Consider the following 22,968-nt stretch of genomic DNA (forward strand, 5'->3'; position numbering starts at 1 on the left):
AGCATGACCCTTGCCCAACCCGCGCACGCGCAGCACGAGCTGTCCATCAGCCGCCTGATCGATGCCCCGCCTGCCAAGGTGTTCCGTGCCTGGACCGAGCCCGAATGGCTGATGCAGTGGTGGGGGCCGCACGGCATGACCACCCCGGAATGCGAGATGCAGCTGTGGGTCGGCGGCCTTTTCCGCACCCTCATGCGTGCCCCGGATGGCTCCGAGTACCCGACCCAGGGCGTGTTCCTGGACATTGCCGCCCCGCGCCGGCTGGTGTTCACCGATGCCTTCGGGCCGGGGTGGGTGCCGTCGGACAAGGCCTTCATGACTGCAGTGATCAGCTTTGATGAAGAGCACGGCAAGACCCGCTACACCGCCCGTGCCTGGCACTGGAACGCTGCCGACAGCCGCGCCCATGAAGAAATGGGCTTCCATCAGGGCTGGGGGGAGAGCCTGGACCGCCTGGTGGAGGTCGTGACCCAGCGGATGCCTGACTGATGGCGGAGCTGGCGCAGGTACGTGCCGAAGTCGAAGCGGTGTACCGGCGTGATTCGCGGCGCATCCTGGCGACGCTGATCCGCCTGCTGGGGGATTTCGACCTGGCAGAGGAGGCCCTGCACGATGCCTTCTTCATCGCCGTCGAGCGCTGGCAGCGCGATGGCATCCCGGACAACCCGCGGGCCTGGCTGGTCTCCACCGGGCGGTTCAAGGCGATTGACGCATTGCGCCGGCGTGCCCGCTTCGACCGCTCCCAGGCTGACCTGATCATGTTGATCGAAGGCCAGGGGCAGGACCCCAGCAAAGAAGAATTGCTCGCCGACGATCGCCTGCGGCTGATCTTCACCTGCTGCCACCCGGCCCTGGCGGCCGATGCCCAGGTGCCACTGACCTTGCGCGAAGTCTGCGACCTGACCACCGAGCAGATCGCCCGGGCCTTTCTGCAAAGCCCCGCGACCATCGCCCAGCGCATCGTCCGCGCCAAGGCCAAGATTCGTGATGCCGGCATTCCCTATCAGGTCCCGGAGCTGCATGAGCTGCCCGAGCGCCTGGAGAGCGTGCTGCGGGTGATCTACCTGGTTTTCAACGAAGGCTATTCGGCGTCTTCGGGCGAGGCATTGCTGCAGCAGGAGCTGAGTGACGAGGCGATCCGCCTCGGGCGCCTGCTGGTGCAACTGCTACCGGATGCCGAGGCGGTGGGTTTGCTGGCGTTGATGCTGTTGCAGGCATCGCGGCAGCGCGCGCGCAGCGATGCCGAAGGCAATCTGGTGCTGCTTGACCAGCAGGATCGCAGCCTGTGGGACCGTGAGCAGATCGCCGAAGGTTGCGAGCTGGTGCGCCTGGCCTTGGGCAGCCGGGCTTTTGGTGCCTACACCGTGCAGGCGGCGATCGCGGCGGTGCATGCCGAGGCAGCGACGGCTGAAGAGACCGATTGGGCGGAAATTGTCGGGCTGTACGATGTGCTGCAGCGGCACTGGCCGTCAGCCGTGGTGGCGCTCAACCGGGCGGTGGCGCTGGCCAAGCGCGACGGGGTGCAGGCGGGGCTGGACGCGGTGGAGGGGATTCTGGCGGCGGGGGAGTTGCGCGACTATCACCTGGCCCATGCGGCGAGGGCAGAGATGCATCAGCAGTTGGGGAATGTCGATGAGGCACGGGTGGCCTGGCAACAGGCGCTGGAGTTGACCCGGCAGGAGCCGGAGCGGCGGCATATCGAGCGGCGGTTACGCGAACTGAAGTGATAGCTTTTTGCGGCCCATTCGCGGGCAAGTCGGATCGCCGAACCGCCGCTCCGACTTGCCCGCGATGAATCCAGCGCCAATGTCAGCTGGCGACGAAGTTCGGCGGCGATACCAGCTCGACGGTCTGTTGCTTGCGCGGCGCCAGGATCTCGGCCACGCCCTCGACCACCAGCTCATCGTTCTGGTTGTACACGTTGGTGGCGATACGCACCTTGAACTTAGGCAGTTTCTCGAGGATTTCCAGGCGCACGGTCAGGGTGTCGCCGATCTTCACTGGCTTCTGGAAGCTCATCTGCTGGCCCAGGTAGATGGTGCCAGGGCCAGGCAGGGTGCAGGCCACTGCGGCGCTGATCAGGGCGCCGCTGAACATGCCGTGGGCGATGCGCTCGCGGAACATGCTCTTGGCGGCAAATTCGGCATCCAGGTGCACCGGGTTGTGGTCACCGGACATGGCGGCGAACAGCTGGATGTCACGTTCTTCGACGGATTTCTCGTAGGTGGCCTTCTGGCCGACTTCAAGGGCTTCGTAAGGCGTGTTGGTGACCTGGGTCATCGGGGCTTCCTTAAGGGGCGGGCGAGGGCGCCTATCATTCACTGCGAGCAGGGCGGCCAAGGGCCAGTGCTTGCTCCAGCCAAGCGAGGATATCAGCGGTGACCTCGTCGCGGTTGAGTTCGTTGAGTACTTCGTGCCGGGCCTCAGGATAGACGCGCAGCTGTACATGTCGATTGCCGGTCGCGCGAAGGGCGTCGGCCAGATGGGTGAGACGCTTGCCGGCACTCACCGGATCACATTCACCGCCAATCACCAGCATGGGCAGGTTCGGGTCGATCTGCGCGAGGTTGTGCGCCTGGCTGATTTGCGTCAGCCCGTGCAGCAGGTCGAGCCACAGCTGGTTGCTGCAGCGAAAGCCGCACAGCGGATCGTTGACGTACTTGTCCACTTGCGCCGGGTCACGGCTGAGCCAGTCGAACGCCGTGCGGGTGGGCTTGAAGGCGTTGTTGAACGAGCCGAACGACAGCCACTCGATCAGTGCGCTCTTGCCCAGTGGCCCCTGGCGCCAGGCTTCCAGCCGGGCAATCAGGCGCGCCGCCCGATACAACGTGGCGGGTTGGAAGTTGGAGCCGCTGAGGATCGCCCCCTGCAGGCTGGCGCTGTGGTGGGTGAGGTAGGCCTGGGCAATGTAGCTGCCCATGCTGTGGCCGAACAGGAACAGCGGTGTGCAAGGAAACTGCTGGCCGATGTGCTGGGCCAGCAGGCCAAGGTCGTTGACCACGGCATTCCAGCCATGTTGCCGGGCGAACAGGCCGAGGCTGCCTTGCTCGGCGGTGCGCCCGTGGCCGCGCAGGTCCGGGGCCAGCAGGGCGTAGCCGGCATCGCTGAGGGCCTGGCCCAGACGCTGGTAGCGCCCGGCATGCTCGGCCATGCCATGGGCCAGCAACACCACGGCCTTGACCGGTGTGGCCGGCAACCATTGGTGCACGTACAGCCTGCAATGCTCGCTGGCAGGCAGCCAGAAGGCGTCATGGGGCATGGCGAATCCTTTGCGCGAAGGTGACCCGCACAGTGTATGCACAACCGGTCGAATTGCAGGAAGGGCACAAATAAGATTCACAATGTTAATGGCGGCACTTGGCGTATATGCCACCTCGGGCATACCTGCTAACGTCGGTTCAACGCCTTTTTGCCATCAGGCAAACGGGACAAGGAATTCGTACGGGCTCAGGCAGAGGAACAATAATAAATGCAAGCCGACTTCTGGAATGACAAGCGCCCCGAAGGCGTGCCTTCCACCATCGACCTTCACGCATACGCTTCGGTCGTCGAGGTGTTCGAACGCTCCTGCAAACGCTTTGCCGAGCGTCCGGCGTTCAGCAACCTGGGCCTGACCCTGAGCTACGCCGAGCTCGAACGCCACTCGGCAGCTTTCGCCGCCTGGCTGCAGCAGCACACCGACCTCAAACCGGGTGACCGCATCGCGGTGCAGATGCCCAACGTCCTGCAATACCCCATCGCCGTGTTTGGCGCCCTGCGTGCCGGGCTGATCGTGGTCAACACCAACCCGTTGTACACCGAGCGCGAAATGCGCCACCAGTTCAAGGATGCCGGGGCCCGGGCACTGGTGTACCTGAACATGTTCGGCAAGCGCGTGCAGGAAGTGCTGCCCGATACCGGCATCGAGTACCTGATCGAGGCGAAGATGGGCGACCTGCTGCCCGCAGCCAAGGGCTGGCTGGTCAATACCGTGGTCGACAAGGTCAAGAAGATGGTCCCGGCCTACCATCTGCCCCAGGCCATCCCGTTCAAGCAGGTACTGCGTGAAGGCCGCAGCCTGGTGCACAAGCCGGTGCCGCTCTCGCTCGATGACATCGCCGTGCTGCAGTACACCGGCGGTACCACGGGCCTGGCCAAGGGGGCCATGCTCACGCACGGCAACCTGGTGGCCAACATGCTGCAGGTGCTGGCCTGCTTCTCCCAGCACGGCCCGGACGGGCAGCGGCTGATCAAGGAAGGCCAGGAGGTGATGATTGCACCGCTGCCGCTGTACCACATCTATGCCTTCACCGCGAACTGCATGTGCATGATGGTCACCGGCAACCACAACGTGCTGATCACCAACCCGCGCGACATCCCGGGCTTCATCAAGGAGCTGGGCAAGTGGCGTTTTTCGGCATTGCTGGGCTTGAACACCTTGTTCGTCGCGCTGATGGACCATCCAGGTTTCCGTCAGCTGGACTTTTCGGCACTGAAAGTCACCAACTCCGGCGGCACGGCGCTGGTCAAGGCCACTGCCGAGCGTTGGGAAGCACTCACCGGCTGCCGTATCGTCGAGGGCTATGGCCTGACCGAAACCTCGCCGGTGGCCAGCACCAACCCCTACGGCAAGCTGGCGCGGCTGGGTACCGTGGGCATCCCGGTGGCGGGCACGGCATTCAAGGTCATCGATGACGACGGCAATGAACAGCCACTGGGTGAGCGCGGCGAGTTGTGCATCAAGGGCCCGCAAGTGATGAAGGGCTATTGGCAGCAGCCGGAGGCCACGGCGCAAGCGCTGGATGGCGAGGGCTGGTTCAAGACCGGCGATATCGCGGTGATCGACCCGGACGGCTTCACCCGCATCGTCGACCGCAAGAAGGACATGATCATCGTCTCCGGCTTCAATGTGTATCCCAACGAAATCGAGGATGTGGTGATGGGCCATCCGCAGGTGGCCAACTGTGCGGCCATCGGCGTGCCGGACGCGCGTTCGGGGGAAGCGGTGAAGCTGTTCGTGGTAGCGCGTGAGGGTGGGGTGAGCGTCGAAGATCTGAAGGCATACTGCAAGGCCAACTTCACCGGCTACAAGGTGCCCAAGCACATCGTGGTGCGCGAGTCGCTGCCGATGACACCGGTGGGCAAGATCTTGCGGCGCGAGTTGCGCGATATCGCTTGATGACGGGTCTGCTTCTTCGCGGGCTTGCCCGCGAATGCCTTGAACAGCTCTAACGTGTGATTTACAGCCCGACTTGCGACATTTTGGTCAATTACTCTAAAAATGACTTGTATCGTTCATTGAGTCATTTTAGTGACTAAGAGGACTGTTTTGGCCCCTAGGCGACCCCAATCAAAGCTGTTACTCTCGGCGCGCTTCCAGATGATTCGGTTTGCAACGAACCGCCATCGCATATCAATAATAAGCGCATCGACGCGTGAATCGAACTTCGCTGTTGCTGAAGGAGTGGGCTTCCATGATCGAAAATTTTTGGAAGGATAAATACCCAGCCGGGATTACGGCGGAAATCAATCCTGACGAATTCCCCAATATCCAGGCGGTACTCAAGCAATCCTGCCAACGCTTTGCCAATAAACCGGCCTTTAGCAACCTGGGCAAGACCATCACCTACGGCGAGCTCTACGCGCTGTCAGGCGCTTTCGCGGCCTGGCTGCAGCAGCACACCGACCTCAAGCCGGGTGACCGCATTGCCGTCCAGCTGCCCAATGTCCTGCAATACCCGGTAGCCGTATTTGGTGCCATGCGCGCCGGCCTGATCGTGGTCAACACCAACCCGCTGTACACCGTGCGGGAGATGGAGCACCAGTTCAACGACTCCGGCGCCAAGGCCCTGGTGTGCCTGGCCAACATGGCGCACCTGGCCGAGAAGGTGGTGCCCAAGACCCAGGTCAGGCACGTCATCGTCACCGAAGTGGCCGACCTGCTGCCGCCGCTCAAACGCCTGCTGATCAACAGCGTGATCAAGTACGTGAAGAAAATGGTGCCGGCCTACAACCTGCCGCGCGCCGTGCGCTTCAACGATACCCTGGCGCTGGGCAAGGGCCAGCCGGTCACCGAAGCCAATCCGCAAGCCAACGACGTGGCGGTGCTGCAGTATACCGGCGGTACCACCGGCGTGGCCAAGGGCGCGATGCTGACCCATCGCAACCTGGTGGCCAACATGCTGCAGTGCCGGGCACTGATGGGCTCCAATCTGCAGGAAGGCTGCGAGATCCTCATCACCCCGCTGCCGCTGTACCACATCTATGCCTTTACCTTCCATTGCATGGCGATGATGCTGATCGGTAACCACAACGTGCTGATCAGCAACCCACGCGACCTGCCGGCCATGGTCAAGGAACTGGGCAAGTGGAAGTTCAGTGGTTTCGTCGGCCTCAACACGCTGTTCGTTGCGCTGTGCAACAACGAGGCATTCCGCGCCCTGGATTTCTCGGCGCTGAAGATCACCCTGTCCGGTGGCATGGCCCTGCAGCTGAGCGTGGCCGAGCGCTGGAAGAGCGTCACCGGCTGCGCCATCTGCGAAGGCTACGGCATGACCGAGACCAGCCCGGTGGCGGCGGTGAACCCGGCCGAGGCCAACCAGGTGGGCACCATCGGCATCCCGGTGCCATCGACCCTGTGCAAGGTCATCGACGACGCAGGCAACGAGCTGCCGCTGGGCGAAACCGGCGAGCTGTGCGTCAAGGGCCCGCAGGTCATGAAGGGCTACTGGCAGCGTGAAGACGCCACTCGCGAGATCCTCGACAGCGAAGGCTGGCTGAAGACCGGCGACATTGCGCTGATCCAGCCAGATGGCTATATGCGCATCGTCGACCGCAAGAAGGACATGATCCTGGTCTCGGGCTTCAACGTGTACCCCAACGAGCTGGAAGACGTGCTCGCTGCCTTGCCGGGTGTGCTGCAGTGCGCGGCCATCGGTGTGCCGGACGAGAAGTCGGGTGAAGTGATCAAGGTGTTCATCGTGGTCAAGCCGGGCATGACCGTGACCAAGGAGCAGGTGATGGAGCACATGCGTGCCAACGTCACCGGCTACAAGGTGCCGCGTTACATCGAGTTCCGCGACGCGTTGCCGACCACCAACGTCGGCAAGATCCTGCGCCGTGAACTGCGTGATGAAGAGCTGAAGAAACAGGGCTTGAAGAAGATCGCCTGAACAAAGCCTGCGCTGTCGTTGTAGGAGCGCCCCGGCAAGGCCGCTCCTACAGAGACCGCGCTATCAGCGCAGTTTTTCCAGCATCTGGTAGTACCACATCCCCGCCGCCAGCAGCGGATTGCCCAGCAAGTCCCCCATCGGCACTCGCACGTGCTTGCACTGCGCGAAGGTGTCGAACTTCTCCAGCGTGCCGGTCAGTGCCTCAGCCATGATCTCGCCCATGATGTGGCTGGTGGCGATGCCGTGCCCGGAATAGCCCTGGCAGTACCACACGTTGTCCGACAGCTTGCCCAGTTGCGGGATGCGGTTGACCACGATGCCCATCGCGCAGCTCCACTGGAACTCGATCGGCACGCCCTTGAGCGCCGGGAAGGTGCGCTCGATGCACGGGCGCAGCTCGCCTTCGATATCACGCGAATCCTTGCCCGAGTAGTTGGCGCCGCCGCCGAACAGCAAGCGCTTGTCGGCCGTCAGGCGGTAGTAGTCGAGGACGAAGCGGCAGTCGTACACCGCCAGGTCCTGCGGGTTGATCTGCTCCGCCAGTTCGCCCAGCGGGGCGGTGGTGACGATGCCGCCCATGGCCGGGAAGATCTTGCCCTTGAGCTGGCGCTTTTCCAGCTTGTGGTAGACGTCACCGGCGAGCATCACCTGGCGTGCTTCGACCCGACCGTGGGCGGTGACGACCGCCGGGCGCGGGCCATGGACGATGTCCAGCACTTCGGAGTTCTCGAAGATCAACGCGCCCAGGCTGTGGGCGGCGCGCGCTTCGCCCAGGCACAGGTTGAGCGGGTGCAGGTGCAGGTTACGCAGGTTCTTCAGCGCGCCCAGGTACAGCGGGCTTTGCAGGTGCTCGGCGACACCGTTGCGGTCGAGCAACTGTACCTGGTCGCCCATTCCTCGGCGTTCGGCTTCGGCCTGGAAACTGCGCAACTCCTCCATGTGTGAAGGTTTCATCGCCGCGTGCAGGTGGCCGCGCTTGAGGTCGCAGTCGATGCCATAGCGCTCGACCCTTTGCTCGATGACCTGGTGGCCACGCCAGCGCAGGTGCCAGATGAAATCATCGACCTCGGCGCCCAGGTGGTTGCGCATCTGCGTGCGCATGGCCTCGTCACCCGACAGGCTACCGGTGACCTGCCCGCCGTTGCGCCCGCTGGCACCCCAGCCGATACGGTTGGTCTCGACGATCGCCACCTTCAGGCCGCGCTCGGCCAACTCCACCGCAGTGGCCACGCCGGTGAAACCACCGCCGATGATCGCCACGTCGACCTGCACTGTGCCCTTGAGCTGCGGGTACTCGGTGTGGTCGTTCAGCGAGGCGCTGTAATAGGACGGCGCGCGCTGGGCCAGGCCGTTGTTCAATGCTGCGTTCATGGGTGTTCCTTGTTCTGAATGGGGTAAGGCTCAGGCCTGGTGCAGGTACCAGCGCCAGTCCTGTTCACTGACTTCGGCCATGAACTGGCGGTACTCGGCGCGCTTGACCTTCAGGTAGACGCCGAGGAACGCCTCGCCGAGCGCTTCCCGCGCCCACTGCGAACGCTCCAGTGCATCGAGGGCGGTCAGCCAGTCGGTGGGCAGGTGCTCGGTGGCCTGGGCATAGCCGTTGCCTTCGACCGGCGCACCTGGGTCCAGCTGCTCGCGGATGCCACGATGGCTGGCGGCCAGGATGGCAGCGGCAGCCAGGTACGGGTTGGCATCGGCGCCACAGATGCGGTGCTCGACATGCCGGCTGTTGGCCGGGCCGCCGGGGACGCGCAGGCTGACGGTGCGGTTGTCGACACCCCAGGTCGGCGCCAGCGGGGCATAGCTGTTGGCCTGGAAGCGACGGAACGAGTTGGCGTTGGGGCAGAACAGCAACAGCGAGTCGCGCAGGTGGCGGAGCATGCCGGCAACCGCCTGGCGCAGCAGTGGCGTGCCCGCTTTGTCTTCGCTGGCGAACAGGTTGTTGCCGGCGCTGTCGGCCAGGCTCAGGTGCATGTGCATGCCGGTGCCGGCCAGTTGTGCGAACGGCTTGGCCATGAAGCAGGCCTGCATGCCGTGGGCATGGGCCACGCCCTTGACCAGGCGCTTGTAGCGCACAGCCTGGTCCATTGCTTCGAGGGCATCGCCATGCTCCAGGGTGATTTCCACCTGGCCCGGGGCGTATTCCGAGATCGCCGTGCGTGCCGGAATGCCTTGGGCCTTGCAGGCGGCATACAGGTCGGCGAGGAAGGGTTCGATCTGTTCCAGTTCGCGCAGGCCGTAGACCTGGGTAGTGCGCGGCCGGCCACCGTCGTTGTCCAGTGCCGGTTGCGGACGGCCCTGGGCATCGCGCTGCTGGTCGAGCAGGTAGAACTCCAGCTCGCAGGCCATCACCGGGTGGTAGCCGTCAGCCTTCAGCGCTTCGATGGTGCGCAGCAATACATGGCGCGGGTCGGCGACACTGGCTGGCAGGCCTTCGCTCGGGTGCATGCTGACCTGCACGGCGGCCGTTGGCACACGGCGCCAGGGCAGGCGCACCAGGCTGCCTTCCAGCGGGTAGGCGCGGCAGTCGATATCGCCGACATCCCAGACCAGGCCGGAGTTTTCCACGTCGTCGCCATTGAGGGTGAGGCCGAGGATGGTGCTGGGCAGCGGGCGGCCGCTCTGGTACACCGCCAGCAGTTCCTCGCGATGCAGCAGCTTGCCGCGTGGCACACCGTTGGCGTCGAGGATGAACAGTTCGAACAGTTCGATATCAGGGTTTTCTGCCAGGAAACGGCTGGCGTGTTCTACAGGTGCAAAGTGCATGATGGATTCGCTCACAGGCGCACGGGACCGGCGCGCAGGCGCGGTCCAGCTGAGTCAAACGGCCGTACGGCGGCCGGGTCTGGTCACAAAGGCGTGAGCGGGAAATCCGGTGGGCGTGCGTGGCGGCAGTGCCACAGGGCCCAGAAGGCGAGAATGACATGGACCAGCGGATTTTCACCGGCGCGGGACCGGGCCTTCGCTAGCGAAGGGCGGGACGACGGTGGGGCGATGGTCTGGACGGGAGTCATGCCTTTGATACTCACATGCGGCGTAAGGTTGATTAAAGCAGTGAATGGCAACGTTCACATCGCTCCTGGCTAAACATTTGTCCAGCCAGCAGAGAGCCGGCAAATCTGCGACAATCGCGCATCCTTCGAATGCCGATCATGAAAAAGCAGGCCCACCTGCATCACTAAAAAGCCCCATGACTGACCAAGCCATCGACAAACTGCTGCAAAACCTCGACCACGCCATGATCGCCGAGCGCCATCGCCTGCGCCGGCAGCTGCATGAGCTGCGCAAGCGCCCCGACGAGGCCAAGCTGGCGCAATGGGTGGAAAAGGTCCAGGCATCCTGTGCCCAGGTCACCGCACGCCAGAACAGCGTGCCGCAGATCCGCTACGACGACAGCCTGCCGATCGCCGCCAAGCGCGACGAGATCAAGAAAGCCCTGGCGGAAAACCAGGTACTGGTGATCGCTGGCGAAACCGGTTCGGGCAAGACCACCCAGTTGCCGAAGATCTGCCTGGAACTGGGCCGCGGCAGCCATGGCCTGATCGCCCATACCCAGCCGCGGCGGATCGCCGCCCGCAGCGTTGCCGCCCGGGTTGCCGAAGAACTCGGCACGCCGCTGGGCGGGCTGGTCGGCTACCAGGTGCGTTTCGAAGACCAGAGCGATGCCAACACCCTGGTCAAGCTGATGACCGACGGCATCCTGCTGGCCGAAACCCAGCACGACCGCTTCCTCGAACGCTACGACACGATCATTGTCGACGAAGCCCACGAGCGCAGCCTGAACATCGATTTCCTGCTCGGCTACCTGAAAACCCTGCTGCACCGGCGCCCGGACCTGAAGCTGATCATCACCTCGGCGACCATCGACCTGGAGCGTTTTTCCAAGCACTTCGACAATGCGCCGATCATCGAGGTGTCCGGCCGTACCTTCCCGGTGGAAACCTGGTACCGCCCGCTGACCAGCGAGCAGGACGAGGAGGGCAACCAGGTCGAGGATGACCTGACCGTCGACCAGGCGATTCTCGCCTCCCTCGACGAGATCGCCCAGCACGAACGCAGCGTGGGCAAAGGCCCCGGCGATGTGCTGGTGTTCCTCCCCGGCGAGCGGGAAATCCGCGATGCCGCAGAGATCCTGCGCAAGGCGCAACTGCGCCACACCGAGATCCTGCCGCTGTATGCGCGCCTGTCGCCGGCCGAGCAGCAGCGTATCTTCCAGTCGCACACCGGGCGCCGCGTGGTGCTCGCCACCAACGTTGCGGAAACATCGCTGACCGTGCCCGGCATCCGTTATGTGATCGACACCGGTACCGCGCGCATCAGCCGCTACAGCTACCGCGCCAAGGTCCAGCGCCTGCCGATCGAAGCCGTGTCCCAGGCCAGTGCCAACCAGCGCAAGGGCCGCTGCGGCCGGGTCGAGCCGGGTATCTGCATTCGGCTGTACAGCGAAGAAGACTTCAACGGCCGCCCGGCCTTCACCGACCCCGAGATCCTGCGCACCAACCTGGCGGCGGTGATCCTGCAGATGCTGCACTTGCGCCTGGGCTCGATCGACGCCTTCCCGTTCATCGAGCCGCCGGATGGCAAGGCCATCAGCGACGGCTTCAACCTGTTGCAGGAACTCTCGGCGGTCAACCGCGAGAATCAGCTGACGCCGATCGGGCGCCAGCTGGCGCGCCTGCCGATTGACCCGCGGCTGGGCCGTATGCTGCTCGAGGGCGCCCGTCAGGGCAGCCTGCAGGAGGTGCTGATCGTCACCAGCGCATTGTCGGTGCAGGACCCACGCGAGCGCCCGCCGGAGCGCCAGCAGGCTGCCGACCAGGCCCATGCCCAGTGGAAGGACGCCGATACCGACTTCGCCGCGCTGGTCAATCTGTGGCGGGGTTTCGAAGAGCAGCGCCAGGCGCTGACGGCCAGCCCGCTGCGCAACTGGTGCCGCAAGAATTTCCTGAACTATCTTCGCCTGCGCGAGTGGCGCGATGCCCATCGCCAGCTGTCGCTGATCTGCCGTGAGTTGCAGCTGCCGGTCAACAAAGAGCCGTCCGACTATCAGAAGGTGCACAAGGCGATCCTCAGCGGCCTGCTCAGCCAGATCGGCCAGAAAACCGAAGAGGGCGATTACCAGGGAGCCCGCCAGCGGCGCTTCTGGGTGCATCCGTCTTCGGGCATTGGCCGCAAGCGCCCGCAGTGGGTGATGGCCGCCGAGCTGGTGGAAACCACCAAGCTGTATGCACGCATGGTCGCCAAGATCGAGCCTGACTGGATCGAGCCGCTGGCGACCCACCTGATCAAGAAGAACCACTTCGAGCCGCACTGGGAGAAGAAGCGCGGGCAAGTGGTGGCCTATGAGCAGATCACCCTCTACGGCCTGATCCTGGTCGGCCGTCGCCCAGTGCACTTTGGCCCGATCGACCCGGTTACCTCGCGTGAGCTGTTCATTCGCGAGGGCCTGGTTGGCGGTGAAATCCAGTCGAAGGCCAAATGCCTGGCCGCGAACAAGCGCCTGCTCGAAGCGCTCGACGAACTGGAGGCCAAGGCCCGTCGGCGCGACATTCTGGCCGATGAAGAAACCCTCTACGCCTTCTACGAAGCACGCCTGCCGGCGGAAATCCATCAGACCGCGACCTTCGATGCCTGGTACCGCATGACCAGCCAGAAGGACCCGAACCTGCTGATCATGCGCGAGGAAGACGTGCTGGCCCGCGAGGCCAGCGAAGTCACTGCCGCGCAGTACCCGGACAGCATGCAGGTGGGCGAACTGCGCCTGCCGCTGACCTACCACTTCGAGCCGGGTCACCCGCGTGACGGGGTGACCGTGCGGGTGCCGGCGCCGCTGTTGCCGAACCTGCCTGGCGAGCGCCTGGAATGGCTGGTGCCGGGCCTGCTGGAGGCCAAGTGCGTGGCCCTGGTACGCAACCTGCCCAAGGCGCTGCGCAAGAACTTCGTGCCGGTGCCCGACTTCGTCAAGGCCTCGCTGGCGCGCATGACCTTCGGCCAGGGCGCGCTGCCCCAGGCCTTGGGCCAGGAGTTGCTGCGCATGACTGGCGCGCGGGTTTCCGATGAGGCCTGGGCCGAGTCGGTCAACCTGGTCGAAGGCCACCTGCGCATGAACATCGAAGTGGTCGATGGCCAAGGCAAGTTCCTCGGCGAAGGCCGCGACCTGGCCGAGCTGACCGCGCGCTTTGCTGCCGCCAGCCAGGCGGCGTTGGCCGTGCCGCGTACCGAGAAGAGCGAGCAGCCGGTGCAGGCCAAGGCCTTCAGTGAGGTCAAGCAGACCGCCCAACAGAAGATCGCCGGCCTGTCGATGACCGTGTACCCGGCGCTGGTCGAAGAAAACGGCACCGTGCGCGAAGGGCGTTTCTCGACCCAGGCCGAAGCCGAGTTCCAGCACCGTCGCGCCTTGCAGCGCCTGTTGTTGCAGCAGCTGGCGGAGCCCGCCAAGTTCCTGCGTGGCAAGCTGCCGGGGTTGACCGAGCTGGGCCTGTTGTACCGTGAACTGGGCCGGATCGAAGCACTGGTCGAAGACATCCTGTTGGCCAGCCTCGACAGCTGCATCCTCGACGGTGAAGCCACGTTGCCGCGTGACGGTGCAGCCCTGGCCGGGCTGGCCGAGCGCAAGCGTGGCAGCTGGGCCGAGCATGCCGAACGCCTGGCCCGCCAGACGCTGGAAGTGCTGAAGCTGTGGCACGGTTTGCAGAAGCGCTTCAAGGGCAAGATCGACCTGAGCCAGGCGGTGGCGCTGAACGACATCAAGCAGCAGCTGGCCAACCTGGTCTATCCGGGCTTCGTGCGCGAGACCCCTGCCGTGTGGTTCAAGGAGTTGCCGCGCTACCTCAAGGCGGTGGAATTGCGCCTGGAAAAACTGGGCGCCCAGGTGCAGAAGGACCGCGTGTGGAGCGGCGAGCTGGGCAACCTGTGGGCGCAGTACAAGGCGCGGGCCGACAAGCATGCCCAGGAAGGCAAGCGCGATGAGCAGCTGGCCTTGTACCGCTGGTTGCTGGAGGAGTATCGGGTGTCGCTGTTTGCCCAGCAGCTGGGCACCAAGATGCCGATTTCCGACAAGAGATTGAGCAAGCAGTGGAGCCAGGTGGAAGGATAAACTTCCGCAGATGTGGCAATATTGATGCAATTTGAGCCGCTTTGCGGCTCATCGCGGGTAAACCCGCTCCTACAGGGATTGCACACGTCCGTAGGAGCGGATTTATCCGCGATCGAGGGCACAGCCCTCGCCGTGAAATTGGTACTAAAGTGCCATTATTCTGTCATATTCCCAGCCAGCGCCTATGGCGATGGCCTTTGAGCAGAGGATCGATCGTGCATAACGTCGTGATCAGCGGCACCGGCCTGTATACCCCGGCCCAGAGCATTTCCAACGAAGAACTGGTGGCCTCCTTCAACGCCTGGTCGCAGCAGTACAACCAGGACAACGCCGCCGCCATCGAGCGTGGCGAGATCGAGGCGGCACCGCTGTCCGACGCCGCCTTCATCGAGAAGGCCTCGGGCATCAAGAGCCGCTTCGTGATGGACAAGGCCGGCATCCTCGACCCGCAACGCATGAAGCCACGCCTGCCGGAGCGTTCCAATGACGAGCAGTCGATCCTCTGCGAAATGGGCGTGGCCGCTGCACGCCAGGCGCTGGAACGCGCCGGTCGTACTCCGGCGGATGTCGACGGCGTGATCGTGGCCTGCTCCAACCTGCAGCGCCCTTACCCGGCCATCGCCATCGAAGTGCAGCAGGCGCTGGGTATCGACGGCTTCGCCTTCGACATGAACGTGGCTTGCTCGTCGGCCACCTTCGGCATCCAGACCGCTGCCAACAGCGTGCAGCTGGGCCAGGCCCGGGCGGTGCTGGTGGTCAGCCCGGAGATCTGCACCGGGCACCTGAACTTCCGTGATCGCGACAGCCACTTCATCTTTGGTGATGCGGCCACTGCAGTGCTGGTCGAACGTGCCGACCTGGCCACTTCGGCACACCAGTTCGACATCGTGGGCACCAAGTTGCAGACCTCGTTCTCCAACAACATCCGCAACAATTTCGGCTTCCTCAACCGTGCGGCGGAAGAGGGGATCGGTGCGCCGGACAAGCTGTTCGTGCAGGAAGGGCGCAAGGTGTTCCGCGAAGTCTGCCCGATGGTCGCCGAGCTGATCGGCAAGCACCTGGGCGAGAACGAGCTGCAACCTGCTGACGTCAAGCGCTTCTGGCTGCACCAGGCCAACCTGAGCATGAACCACCTGATCGTCAAGAAGCTGATGGGGCGTGAGGTGAGCGAAGAAGAGGCACCGGTGATTCTCGACCGTTATGCCAATACCAGCTCGGCAGGGTCGGTGATTGCCTTCCACCTGTACCAGGATGACCTGGCGCAGGGGTCGCTAGGGGTGTTGAGCTCCTTTGGTGCCGGGTATTCGATTGGTAGTGTGATTCTGCGCAAGCGCTGATCTCTAGATTGCTGGGGCTGCAAGGCAGCCCCAGCTTTCTAACAGGCAAAAAAAGGCGGGAAATGCCGGATGGGGTCGGCATTTCCCGCCTCAGCGTGAAGCAGAGGAGTGTGTCGCTTAGAACTTGGCTTCCAGGTCCACCTGCAGGGTGTCTACGCTGGCGTTGCTGTCCGGCAGGTTGGAGTAGTCGGTCTTGGCCATCATGTAGGCCGCACCGAGGGTGAAGTTCTTGTCGATTTCGTAACCGACCTTGAACTTGTGGCCGCGCGAACCGGTGAAGCCGTTACCGAAGTCAGAGTCGGTGAACAGGCTGACTACGCCGTTACGCTGCACGTCGCGGTAGTTGTAGTCCAGGCTCCAGGCGCCGATCTTGGATTTCAGGCCGGCCAGCCAGGCGGTGTCCATGCCATCGGTGCTTTCGGTGTTCTTGACGTACTGGCCGTAAGCCGACAGTGGGAGGGCGAAGCCGGTGAAGTCGACTTGGCCGAAACCTTCAACCAGGTTGAACTCGTCGGTGGTGTTACCCAGCGAACGCAGCAGTGCCGAGGCCTTGTCGTTGTCGTAGCCGTAGAGGCTGGCACCGACGGTGACCTTGACGGTGTCAGCCGCGTTGAACTTGGTACCCAGCTGGGCCGCGTACAGCTGTGCGTCGTGCTTGTACTGCACGCCGTCGCCGTCGACGTTGTCCTTCAGGTTGTAGTGGCCGATGCTGCCGAACACTTCGGCCGGGCCGGCGTTGGTCTTGTAGGTGACGGCCACGCCTTCCGGGTTGATGTCGCTATCCCAGATGATGTCGCCCATGCTCACCCATGGCTGCAGCATCTTGCCGCCGATCAGGTGCAGGTTAGGCACGGCAGTCGGGTGCCAGTCGAGGTAGGCCAGGTCGACCCACAGGGCTTTCTTCTCGAAGTAGTTGTCCAGGCTCTGGTTGGTCGAGCGGGCGTCGGCGCTGCTGCCGGTGGCCACACGCACGCCAGCATCAACCTGCGGGTTGATCTCGCTGTAGAAGCCGACACGGGCACGAACGCGCTCGCGGTCCTGGTTAGGGCTGCGGGAGATCGGGTTGTCGACGTTGACGTCTTCGTAACGCAGGCGCACATCACCCTTGATCTGGGTCTTGGCGGCCCATGCCACTTTTTGTTCGAAGGAGCTCATCCGGTCGGACTGAGCTTTCTGAGCGGCCTTTTCCTTGGTTTCCTGAGCCAGGTCGCCCTGCAGTTCGTTGTACTGCGCCTGGTTGATCGAGCCATTGGCGCGGAGCATTTCGAGCAGCTTGGCGTCGACGGCAGCACTGGCCGGAGTACTCATAGCCAGCATCATGCCGGTGAGGCTCACTCCGGTAAGTGTAGAAACAAGACGCATAAGGTTCTCCCTACTTGAAAGATTTGGGGAGGCTCAGCGCCCGCCCCCATGTTGGCATGTCTTCGGAAAGGGCCTGACTAGACAGGTTCTGGGGTTCCGGAAAACAGGCGCAAGTATTGCGGGGGCCAATGACAGATTAATGTCTAATTAGTGGCACTGCTGTTAAGTAATTGAGAATGAAAGGCGAAACGGGCCGATCCGCATTTGAGCGACGGGCCTCTGTTCGCCGATACTGATGGCCTTGAACAGCGAGTCGAAAACGTGACCAGTCTCTACAGCCTTGCCCACTTGCGTGACCTGCCAGCGGCGACCTGGGATGCCCTGGTCCCCCCCGGCCAACCGTTCCTGCGCCATGCTTTTCTCAGCGCCATGGAAGACAGCGGCAGTGTTGCCCGCAACACCGGCTGGGCATCCGAACACCTGGTGCTGGAGCGCGACGGGCAGGTACGTGCGCTGCTGCCGGCGTATCGAAAATGGCATTCGTATGGCGAGTACGTGTTCGACCACGGCTGGGCCGATGCCTGCGAACGCGCCGGCATCGCCTACTACCCCAAGCTGCTCGGTGCCGTGCCGTTCAGCCCGGTCAGCGGGCCGCGCCTGCTGGCGGCCGACCCTGCCGATGGCCTGCTGGTGCTGCAGGCATTGCCCGAGTATCTGGGCAAAGCCGGGCTGTCCGGGGCGCACATCAATTTCACCGACCCACAACTGGATGCGCAGATGGCGGGTTTGCCGGGCTGGATGGAGCGATTGGGTTGTCAGTTCCACTGGCGCAATCACGGTTATCGCGACTTCCAGGACTTTCTCGACAGCCTCAGCTCACGCAAGCGCAAGCAAATGCGCAAGGAACGTGAGCAGGTGGCCGGGCAGGGCATCGATTTTCGCTGGTATCGCGGTGATGAGCTGGACGAGGCGCAGTGGGACTTTGTTTTCCTCTGTTATGCCAACACCTATGCGGTGCGCAGGCGCTCCCCCTATCTGACCCGGGAATTCTTCAGCCTGCTGGCCGAGCGCATGCCCGAGGCGATACGGGTGGTGATGGCGCGCCAGGGCGGGCGTGATGTGGCCATGGCCTTGAGCCTGGTCGGCGGCGACAGCCTGTTTGGCCGCTACTGGGGCTGCCTCGATGAGTTCGACCGGCTGCATTTCGAGACCTGCTTCTACCAAGGCATGGACTTCGCGATTGCCGAAGGGCTGCAGCGTTTCGATGCCGGGGCGCAGGGCGAACACAAGCTGATTCGCGGGTTCGAGCCGGTGCTGACGCGCTCGTGGCATTACCTGCTGCACCCGGGTTTGCGGCGGGCGGTGGAGGATTTTCTGCAGCAGGAGCGGGAAGGGGTAAGGGGGTATGCCGAGGAGGCCAAGGGGATGCTGCCTTACCGCAAGGATTGAGATCTCCGATAGCTGTTCCGGCCTCTTAGCGGGTTTACCCGCGAAGAGGCCGGAACAGGACTCAGTCGACCCCGACAAAGCCTCCGGTCTGGTGATGCCACAAGCGGGCATACAACCCCCGCTGTTCCAGCAGCTCACTGTGGCTGCCACTCTCGACGATCCGCCCCTTGTCCAGCACCACCAGGCGGTCCATCCGGGCGATGGTCGACAGTCGGTGGGCGATGGCGATCACCGTCTTGCCCTGCATCAAGGTCTCCAGGCTTTCCTGAATGGCCGCCTCGACCTCCGAGTCCAGCGCCGACGTGGCTTCGTCCATGATCAGGATTGGCGCATTCTTCAGCAGCACCCGGGCAATCGCGATGCGCTGGCGCTGGCCGCCTGACAGTTTCACACCACGCTCGCCGACATGGGCATCGAAGCCGGTGCGGCCCTGGGCATCCGACAACTGCGGAATGAACTCGTCGGCCCGCGCCCGGCGCACGGCTTCGCGCAGCGCCGCGTCACTGGCGCCAGGGCGGCCATACAGCAGGTTGTCGCGGATCGAACGGTGCAGCAGCGAGGTGTCCTGGGTGATCATGCCGATCTGTGCGCGCAGGCTGGCCTGGCTGACCTCGGCGATGTCCTGGCCGTCGATCAGGATGCGCCCGCCCTGCACGTCGTACAGGCGCAGCAGCAGGTTGACCAGAGTCGACTTGCCGGCGCCGGACGGGCCGATCAGGCCGATCTTCTCACCCGGGCGGATGTCCAGGTTGAGCCCTTCGATCACGTTGGCGGCCTTGCCATAGTGGAAGTCCACGTCATCGAAGCGCACGGCGCCGCGGCTGACCTTGAGGGGCGGCGCCTGGGGCTTGTCGGTGACGGTGACCGGCTGGGCGATGGTCTGCAGGCCGTCCTGGACCATGCCGATGTTCTCGAAGATGCCGTTGACCACCCACATGATCCAGCCCGACATGTTGACGATGCGGATCACCAGGCCGGTGGCCAGGGCGATGGCACCGACGGTGATCAGCGACTGGCTCCACAGCCACAGCGCAAGGCCCGTGGTGGTGACCACCAACAGGCCGTTGAGGGTGGTGATGACCACGTCCATGCTGGTGACCACGCGCGAGGCCAGCTGGGTTTTCTCGGTCTGTTCGCGGATCGCTTCGCGGGCGTACTGCTGTTCATGGTCGGTGTGGGCGAACAGCTTGAGGGTGGCGATGTTGGTGTAGCCATCGACGATCCGCCCCATCAGTTTGGAGCGGGCGTCGGAGGAAATCACCGAGCGCTCCTTCACCCGCGGCACGAAGTAGTACAGCGCGGCGATGTAGCCGACGATCCACACCAGCAGCGGCAGCATCAGGCGCCAGTCGGCCTCGGCGAACAGCACCAGCGAGGTGATGGCGTAGATCAGCACATGCCACAGCGCATCCACCGCCTGCACGGCAGAGTCGCGCAGCGAGTTGCCGGTCTGCATGATGCGTTGGGCGATGCGCCCGGCGAAGTCGCTCTGGAAGAAATTCAGGCTCTGCTTGAGCACATAGGTGTGGTTTTGCCAGCGGATCAGGCTGGTCATGCCGGGGTTGATGGTCTGGTGCACCAGCAGGTCGTGCAGGCCGAAGAACACCGGCCGCAGCAGCAGGATCACCACCAGCATCCAGATCAGCTCGCCGCTGTGTTCGCTGAAGAAGTTGGCGTTGGGTGTGCCCTGGGCCAGGTCGATGATGCGGCTCAGGTAGCTGAACATCGCCACTTCGATCAGCGAGGCGAACAGGCCCACCACCAGCAGGGCGAGAAAGCTCGGCCAGACCTGGCGCAGGTAGTACAGGTAGAACGGCCAGACCTGGCCGGGCGGCGACTCGCTGGGCGCGTCGCGGAAGATGTCGATCAGTTGCTCGAAACGGCGGTACAGCATGGGTGACAAGACTCCTGTGCTACCCGACCCCGGAAGGTTTCACGTCCCTGTGAAACCGGCGGTCAGTCGATGCGTTTGGCGGACTTGATGAACACCGGGTCGGTCGGCACGTCGCGCATGCCCTTCTTCACGGTGGTAGGCGAGTTGACGATCTGGTCGACCACTTCCATGCCCTTGGTCACTTTGCCGAACACGGCGTAACCGGCGTCGCGGCCCGGGTTGAGGAAGTCGTTGTCGGCGACGTTGATGAAGAACTGGCTGGTGGCCGAGTTCGGGTTGGAGGTGCGCGCCATCGACAGGGTGCCGCGGGTGTTCTGCAGGCCGTTGCTGGCCTCGTTCTTGATCGGGTCCTGGGTGTCTTTCTGCACCATCTGGTCAGTAAAACCGCCGCCCTGGACCATGAACCCCGGGATCACCCGGTGGAAGATGGTGTTGTTGTAGAAGCCGCTGTCGACGTACTGCAGGAAGTTCTTGGTGCTGATCGGTGCCTTCTCGGCGTTGAGCTCGATTTCGACCTGGCCGAAGCTGGTGTCCAGCAGAACGTGCGGGGTCTTGTCGGAGGCCATGACGCTGGTGGCGAAGGCGACCGAGCAGGCGGTGAGCAGGAGTTTTTTCAGCATGGGCTCAATGATCCTTGAGAGGTGGAAGCGGCTGCGAGGAACTGCAGCAGTGTCTGGTTGAAGACCTCGGGTTGATCGAGGGGTGTAGCGTGCCGGGAATCGTCGATGACCACCAGCCTGGCGTGGGGCATCAGGGCGACGTAGCGCTCTTTAAGGTGTATCGGGGTGTAATCGTGGTCTGCGGCAATCACCAGCGTGGGACAGCGGATCTGCCCGATGCGTTCCTGCACGCCCCAGTCGACGATGGCGTCGAAGCTCTTGAGGTAGGCGGGCTTGTCGTTGCGTGCCCAGCGTTCGGCCATCTTCTTGCGCAGCTCGGCTTGTTCGGGCTTGGGGAACAGCCTGGCAGCCAGGCCCTGGCCGACGGTCTCGACGCTGAGGATGCGCGCCAGGCCCCAGCGCTTGAGCCACCACAGCCAGTCGCTGCGGGTACGGCGCTTGACCTCGGGGGCGCTGTTGACGATGCACAGGCTGCGCAGCCAGTGCGGGTGGTCCACGGCGAACTGGAACCCGACCATGCCGCCCATGGACAGGCCGACGAAGTGCACCGGGCCGGTCTGCAGGTGTTCGAGCAGGGCCAGCAGGTCTTCGCTGAAGGTGGCGATCTGGTAACCGTCGCGGGGCTTGTCGGAGCGGCCGTGGCCGCGGATGTCCATGAGGATCACCCGATAGTGGCGGCTCAGCTCGGGTACCTGCAGCTCCCAGTCCTGGCTGCTGGAGCCGAGACCGTGCAGCAGCACCAAGGGTTCGCCCTGGCCATATTCCTGATAATGCAGCGAGCATCCTTCATGTTCGAAATAGGCCATGGGCGCGGTCCTCTCAGGCTTGTGGGGGGGCTGCGAAGGGCACGTCCAGTGGCGCGGTGTCGAAATTGCGCAGCAGGTCGATGAGAATCTGCGTGGCCGGGCCCAGGGTCTTCTCTTTGCTCGAATAAAGGTAGAACAGTGGGTGGCGACTGCCACCCTGATCGAGCGGCAGCGGCTTCAGCACGCCGTCGCGCAGCTCGCGCTCGATCATGTGCCGTGGCAACCAGGCAAAGCCCAGGCCGCTGCCGACGAAGGTGGCGGCGGTGCCCAGGCTGCCGACCGTCCAGCGCTGCTCGGCGCCTAGCCAGCCGACATCGCGTGGCTGGGCGCGGCCGGAGTCGCGGATCACCACCTGCAGCTGGCTTTCCAGGTCCTGGAAGGTGATCTCCCGGCCCAGGCGGTGCAGGCTGTGCTCGGGGTGGGCGACGGCGACGAACTCCACCGAACTCAGCTCGGTGCCCAGGTAACCGCCGATGCTGTAGCTGCTGATGGCAAGGTCGGCAATGCCTTCGTGCATCACTTCCTCGACGCCCGACAGCACCTCTTCACGCAGGCGCACCCGACAACCGCGGCTCTGCGGCATGAACGCAGCCAGGGCGCGCACAAGGCGGGCACTGGGATAGGCGGCATCGACCACCAGGCGTACCTCGGCCTCCCAGCCTTGCTCCATGTGATGCGCCAGGTCTTCCAGCTGGCTGGCCTGCTTGACCAGGTGCCGCGAGCGGCGCAGTAGCACATTGCCGGCTTCGGTCAGCACGGCCTTGCGGCCATCGATGCGCAACAGCGGCACGCCCAGTTGCTCCTGCATGCGCGCCACGGTGTAGCTGACCGAAGACTGCGAGCGGTGCAGGGCTTCGGCGGCCTGGGCAAACCCGCCATGGTCGACCACTGCTTGCAGGGTCCGCCATTGATCCAGGGTCACGCGCGGCGCTTTCATGTTTGGCTCCTGTTGTCCTAAGCTGCGCTCTTTCAAGGAGAGCGCCCATGAAGAAATGTTGTGCGGCAATTTTGCTGTGCCTGCCCCTTGGGGCCATGGCTTACCCCATCGACGTGGAGAAGGAACTGACCGGGGTCAAGCTGGACTACACCACCTATGACACGGCCTACGACATCGGCTCCATTACCCTGAACAACTATGGGCAAGTGCCGGCAGCCTGCAAGGTGACCTTCCGTAACGGGCCCGAGGCGCCTCGGGTGCGCCGGGTCAACGTGCCGGCTGGCAAACGCGTCGATGTGACGGCCAATTTCAATCGGCAGATCATCAAGCTGCGCATCGCGCTGGACTGCAAAGCGCAATAAAACGGATTAATCGA

At 63.8% G+C, this 22,968-nt stretch carries 17 protein-coding genes; 8 read left to right on the forward strand and 9 right to left on the reverse strand.

Translation table 11 applies throughout. The annotated features are described in order from the left end of the window. Positions 1–3: 3 nt before the first annotated feature. Both ACIPZ8_RS19900 and ACIPZ8_RS19905 read left to right on the forward strand, forming a co-directional pair. Positions 4–489 carry an SRPBCC family protein gene (locus ACIPZ8_RS19900; protein WP_400726554.1) on the forward strand — a complete coding sequence of 162 codons (486 nt, stop codon included), beginning with the start codon at positions 4–6 and terminating at the stop codon, positions 487–489. Beyond that, the gene (locus tag ACIPZ8_RS19905) at positions 489–1,727 is read left to right on the forward strand and encodes an RNA polymerase sigma factor (protein WP_400726557.1); all 1,239 of its coding nucleotides are present in this window, start codon (positions 489–491) and stop codon (positions 1,725–1,727) included. The genes ACIPZ8_RS19900 and ACIPZ8_RS19905 overlap by 1 nt, the downstream gene beginning before the upstream one ends. Before the next feature lie 82 nt (positions 1,728–1,809). Here ACIPZ8_RS19905 and ACIPZ8_RS19910 read toward each other — a convergent pair whose 3' ends face one another. After that, the gene (locus ACIPZ8_RS19910; protein WP_294338182.1) at positions 1,810–2,280 is read right to left on the reverse strand and encodes a MaoC family dehydratase; all 471 of its coding nucleotides are present in this window, start codon (positions 2,278–2,280) and stop codon (positions 1,810–1,812) included. A 34-nt stretch (positions 2,281–2,314) separates the two neighbouring features. Further along, complete coding sequence (locus tag ACIPZ8_RS19915) at positions 2,315–3,259, reverse strand: lysophospholipase (RefSeq protein WP_400726560.1); 945 nt, start codon at positions 3,257–3,259, stop codon at positions 2,315–2,317. Positions 3,260–3,469: 210 nt separating this feature from the next. On the opposite strand from ACIPZ8_RS19915, the gene fadD2 reads away from it, so the two are divergent. Together fadD2 and fadD1 are read left to right on the forward strand one after the other, a co-directional pair. After that, a complete protein-coding gene (gene fadD2 / locus ACIPZ8_RS19920) occupies positions 3,470–5,158 on the forward strand; it encodes a long-chain-fatty-acid--CoA ligase FadD2 (RefSeq protein ID WP_400726562.1) in 1,689 nt (562 codons plus the stop codon). 295 nt (positions 5,159–5,453) lie between these two features. Next, positions 5,454–7,151, forward strand: a complete 1,698-nt coding sequence (fadD1, locus tag ACIPZ8_RS19925) for a long-chain-fatty-acid--CoA ligase FadD1 (protein WP_400726565.1) — start codon at positions 5,454–5,456, stop codon at positions 7,149–7,151. Positions 7,152–7,214: 63 nt separating this feature from the next. On the opposite strand, the gene ACIPZ8_RS19930 is transcribed toward fadD1, so the two are convergent. Then, positions 7,215–8,522, reverse strand: coding sequence for an NAD(P)/FAD-dependent oxidoreductase (locus tag ACIPZ8_RS19930; RefSeq protein WP_400726566.1), 1,308 nt, complete (start codon positions 8,520–8,522; stop codon positions 7,215–7,217). 30 nt (positions 8,523–8,552) lie between these two features. Then, positions 8,553–9,917, reverse strand: coding sequence for a glutamine synthetase family protein (locus ACIPZ8_RS19935; protein WP_400726568.1), 1,365 nt, complete (start codon positions 9,915–9,917; stop codon positions 8,553–8,555). Between the two features lie 424 nt (positions 9,918–10,341). Here ACIPZ8_RS19935 and hrpA point away from each other — a divergent pair, with 424 nt between their 5' ends. Both hrpA and ACIPZ8_RS19945 read left to right on the forward strand, forming a co-directional pair. Then, entirely contained in the window at positions 10,342–14,247 is a 3,906-nt protein-coding gene (gene hrpA, locus ACIPZ8_RS19940; protein WP_400726571.1) for an ATP-dependent RNA helicase HrpA, read from the forward strand. A gap of 215 nt (positions 14,248–14,462) precedes the next feature. Next, positions 14,463–15,584, forward strand: a complete 1,122-nt coding sequence (locus ACIPZ8_RS19945) for a beta-ketoacyl-ACP synthase III (protein ID WP_400726573.1) — start codon at positions 14,463–14,465, stop codon at positions 15,582–15,584. A gap of 117 nt (positions 15,585–15,701) precedes the next feature. Here the strand turns inward: ACIPZ8_RS19945 and ACIPZ8_RS19950 are convergent, their stop codons facing one another. Continuing rightward, a complete protein-coding gene (locus tag ACIPZ8_RS19950) occupies positions 15,702–16,946 on the reverse strand; it encodes a putative porin (RefSeq protein WP_400726576.1) in 1,245 nt (414 codons plus the stop codon). A 261-nt stretch (positions 16,947–17,207) separates the two neighbouring features. Between ACIPZ8_RS19950 and ACIPZ8_RS19955 the strand changes: the two genes are divergently transcribed. Then, a complete protein-coding gene (locus tag ACIPZ8_RS19955) occupies positions 17,208–18,335 on the forward strand; it encodes a GNAT family N-acetyltransferase (protein ID WP_400726579.1) in 1,128 nt (375 codons plus the stop codon). Positions 18,336–18,396: 61 nt separating this feature from the next. Here the strand turns inward: ACIPZ8_RS19955 and ACIPZ8_RS19960 are convergent, their stop codons facing one another. The 4 genes from ACIPZ8_RS19960 to ACIPZ8_RS19975 form a co-directional block, all read right to left on the reverse strand. Continuing rightward, positions 18,397–20,229: an ABC transporter ATP-binding protein gene (locus ACIPZ8_RS19960; protein WP_400726582.1), complete on the reverse strand. Its 1,833-nt coding sequence runs from the start codon at positions 20,227–20,229 to the stop codon at positions 18,397–18,399. Between the two features lie 62 nt (positions 20,230–20,291). Then, the gene (locus tag ACIPZ8_RS19965) at positions 20,292–20,849 is read right to left on the reverse strand and encodes a peptidylprolyl isomerase (protein WP_400726585.1); all 558 of its coding nucleotides are present in this window, start codon (positions 20,847–20,849) and stop codon (positions 20,292–20,294) included. After that, entirely contained in the window at positions 20,843–21,655 is an 813-nt protein-coding gene (locus ACIPZ8_RS19970) for an alpha/beta fold hydrolase (protein WP_400726588.1), read from the reverse strand. Before ACIPZ8_RS19970 ends, ACIPZ8_RS19965 begins: the two co-directional genes overlap by 7 nt. A 13-nt stretch (positions 21,656–21,668) precedes the next feature. After that, positions 21,669–22,592 (reverse strand): LysR family transcriptional regulator, encoded by a 924-nt coding sequence (locus ACIPZ8_RS19975; RefSeq protein ID WP_186603403.1) that lies wholly within the window; start codon positions 22,590–22,592, stop codon positions 21,669–21,671. A gap of 47 nt (positions 22,593–22,639) precedes the next feature. Here ACIPZ8_RS19975 and ACIPZ8_RS19980 point away from each other — a divergent pair, with 47 nt between their 5' ends. Further along, on the forward strand, positions 22,640–22,954 hold the full coding sequence (locus ACIPZ8_RS19980; protein ID WP_400726591.1) for a 3-phosphoglycerate kinase: 315 nt from the start codon (positions 22,640–22,642) through the stop codon (positions 22,952–22,954). Positions 22,955–22,968: the final 14 nt, after the last annotated feature.

Source organism: Pseudomonas sp. NPDC089422, assembly GCF_044749405.1.
Lineage (GTDB): Bacteria > Pseudomonadota > Gammaproteobacteria > Pseudomonadales > Pseudomonadaceae > Aquipseudomonas.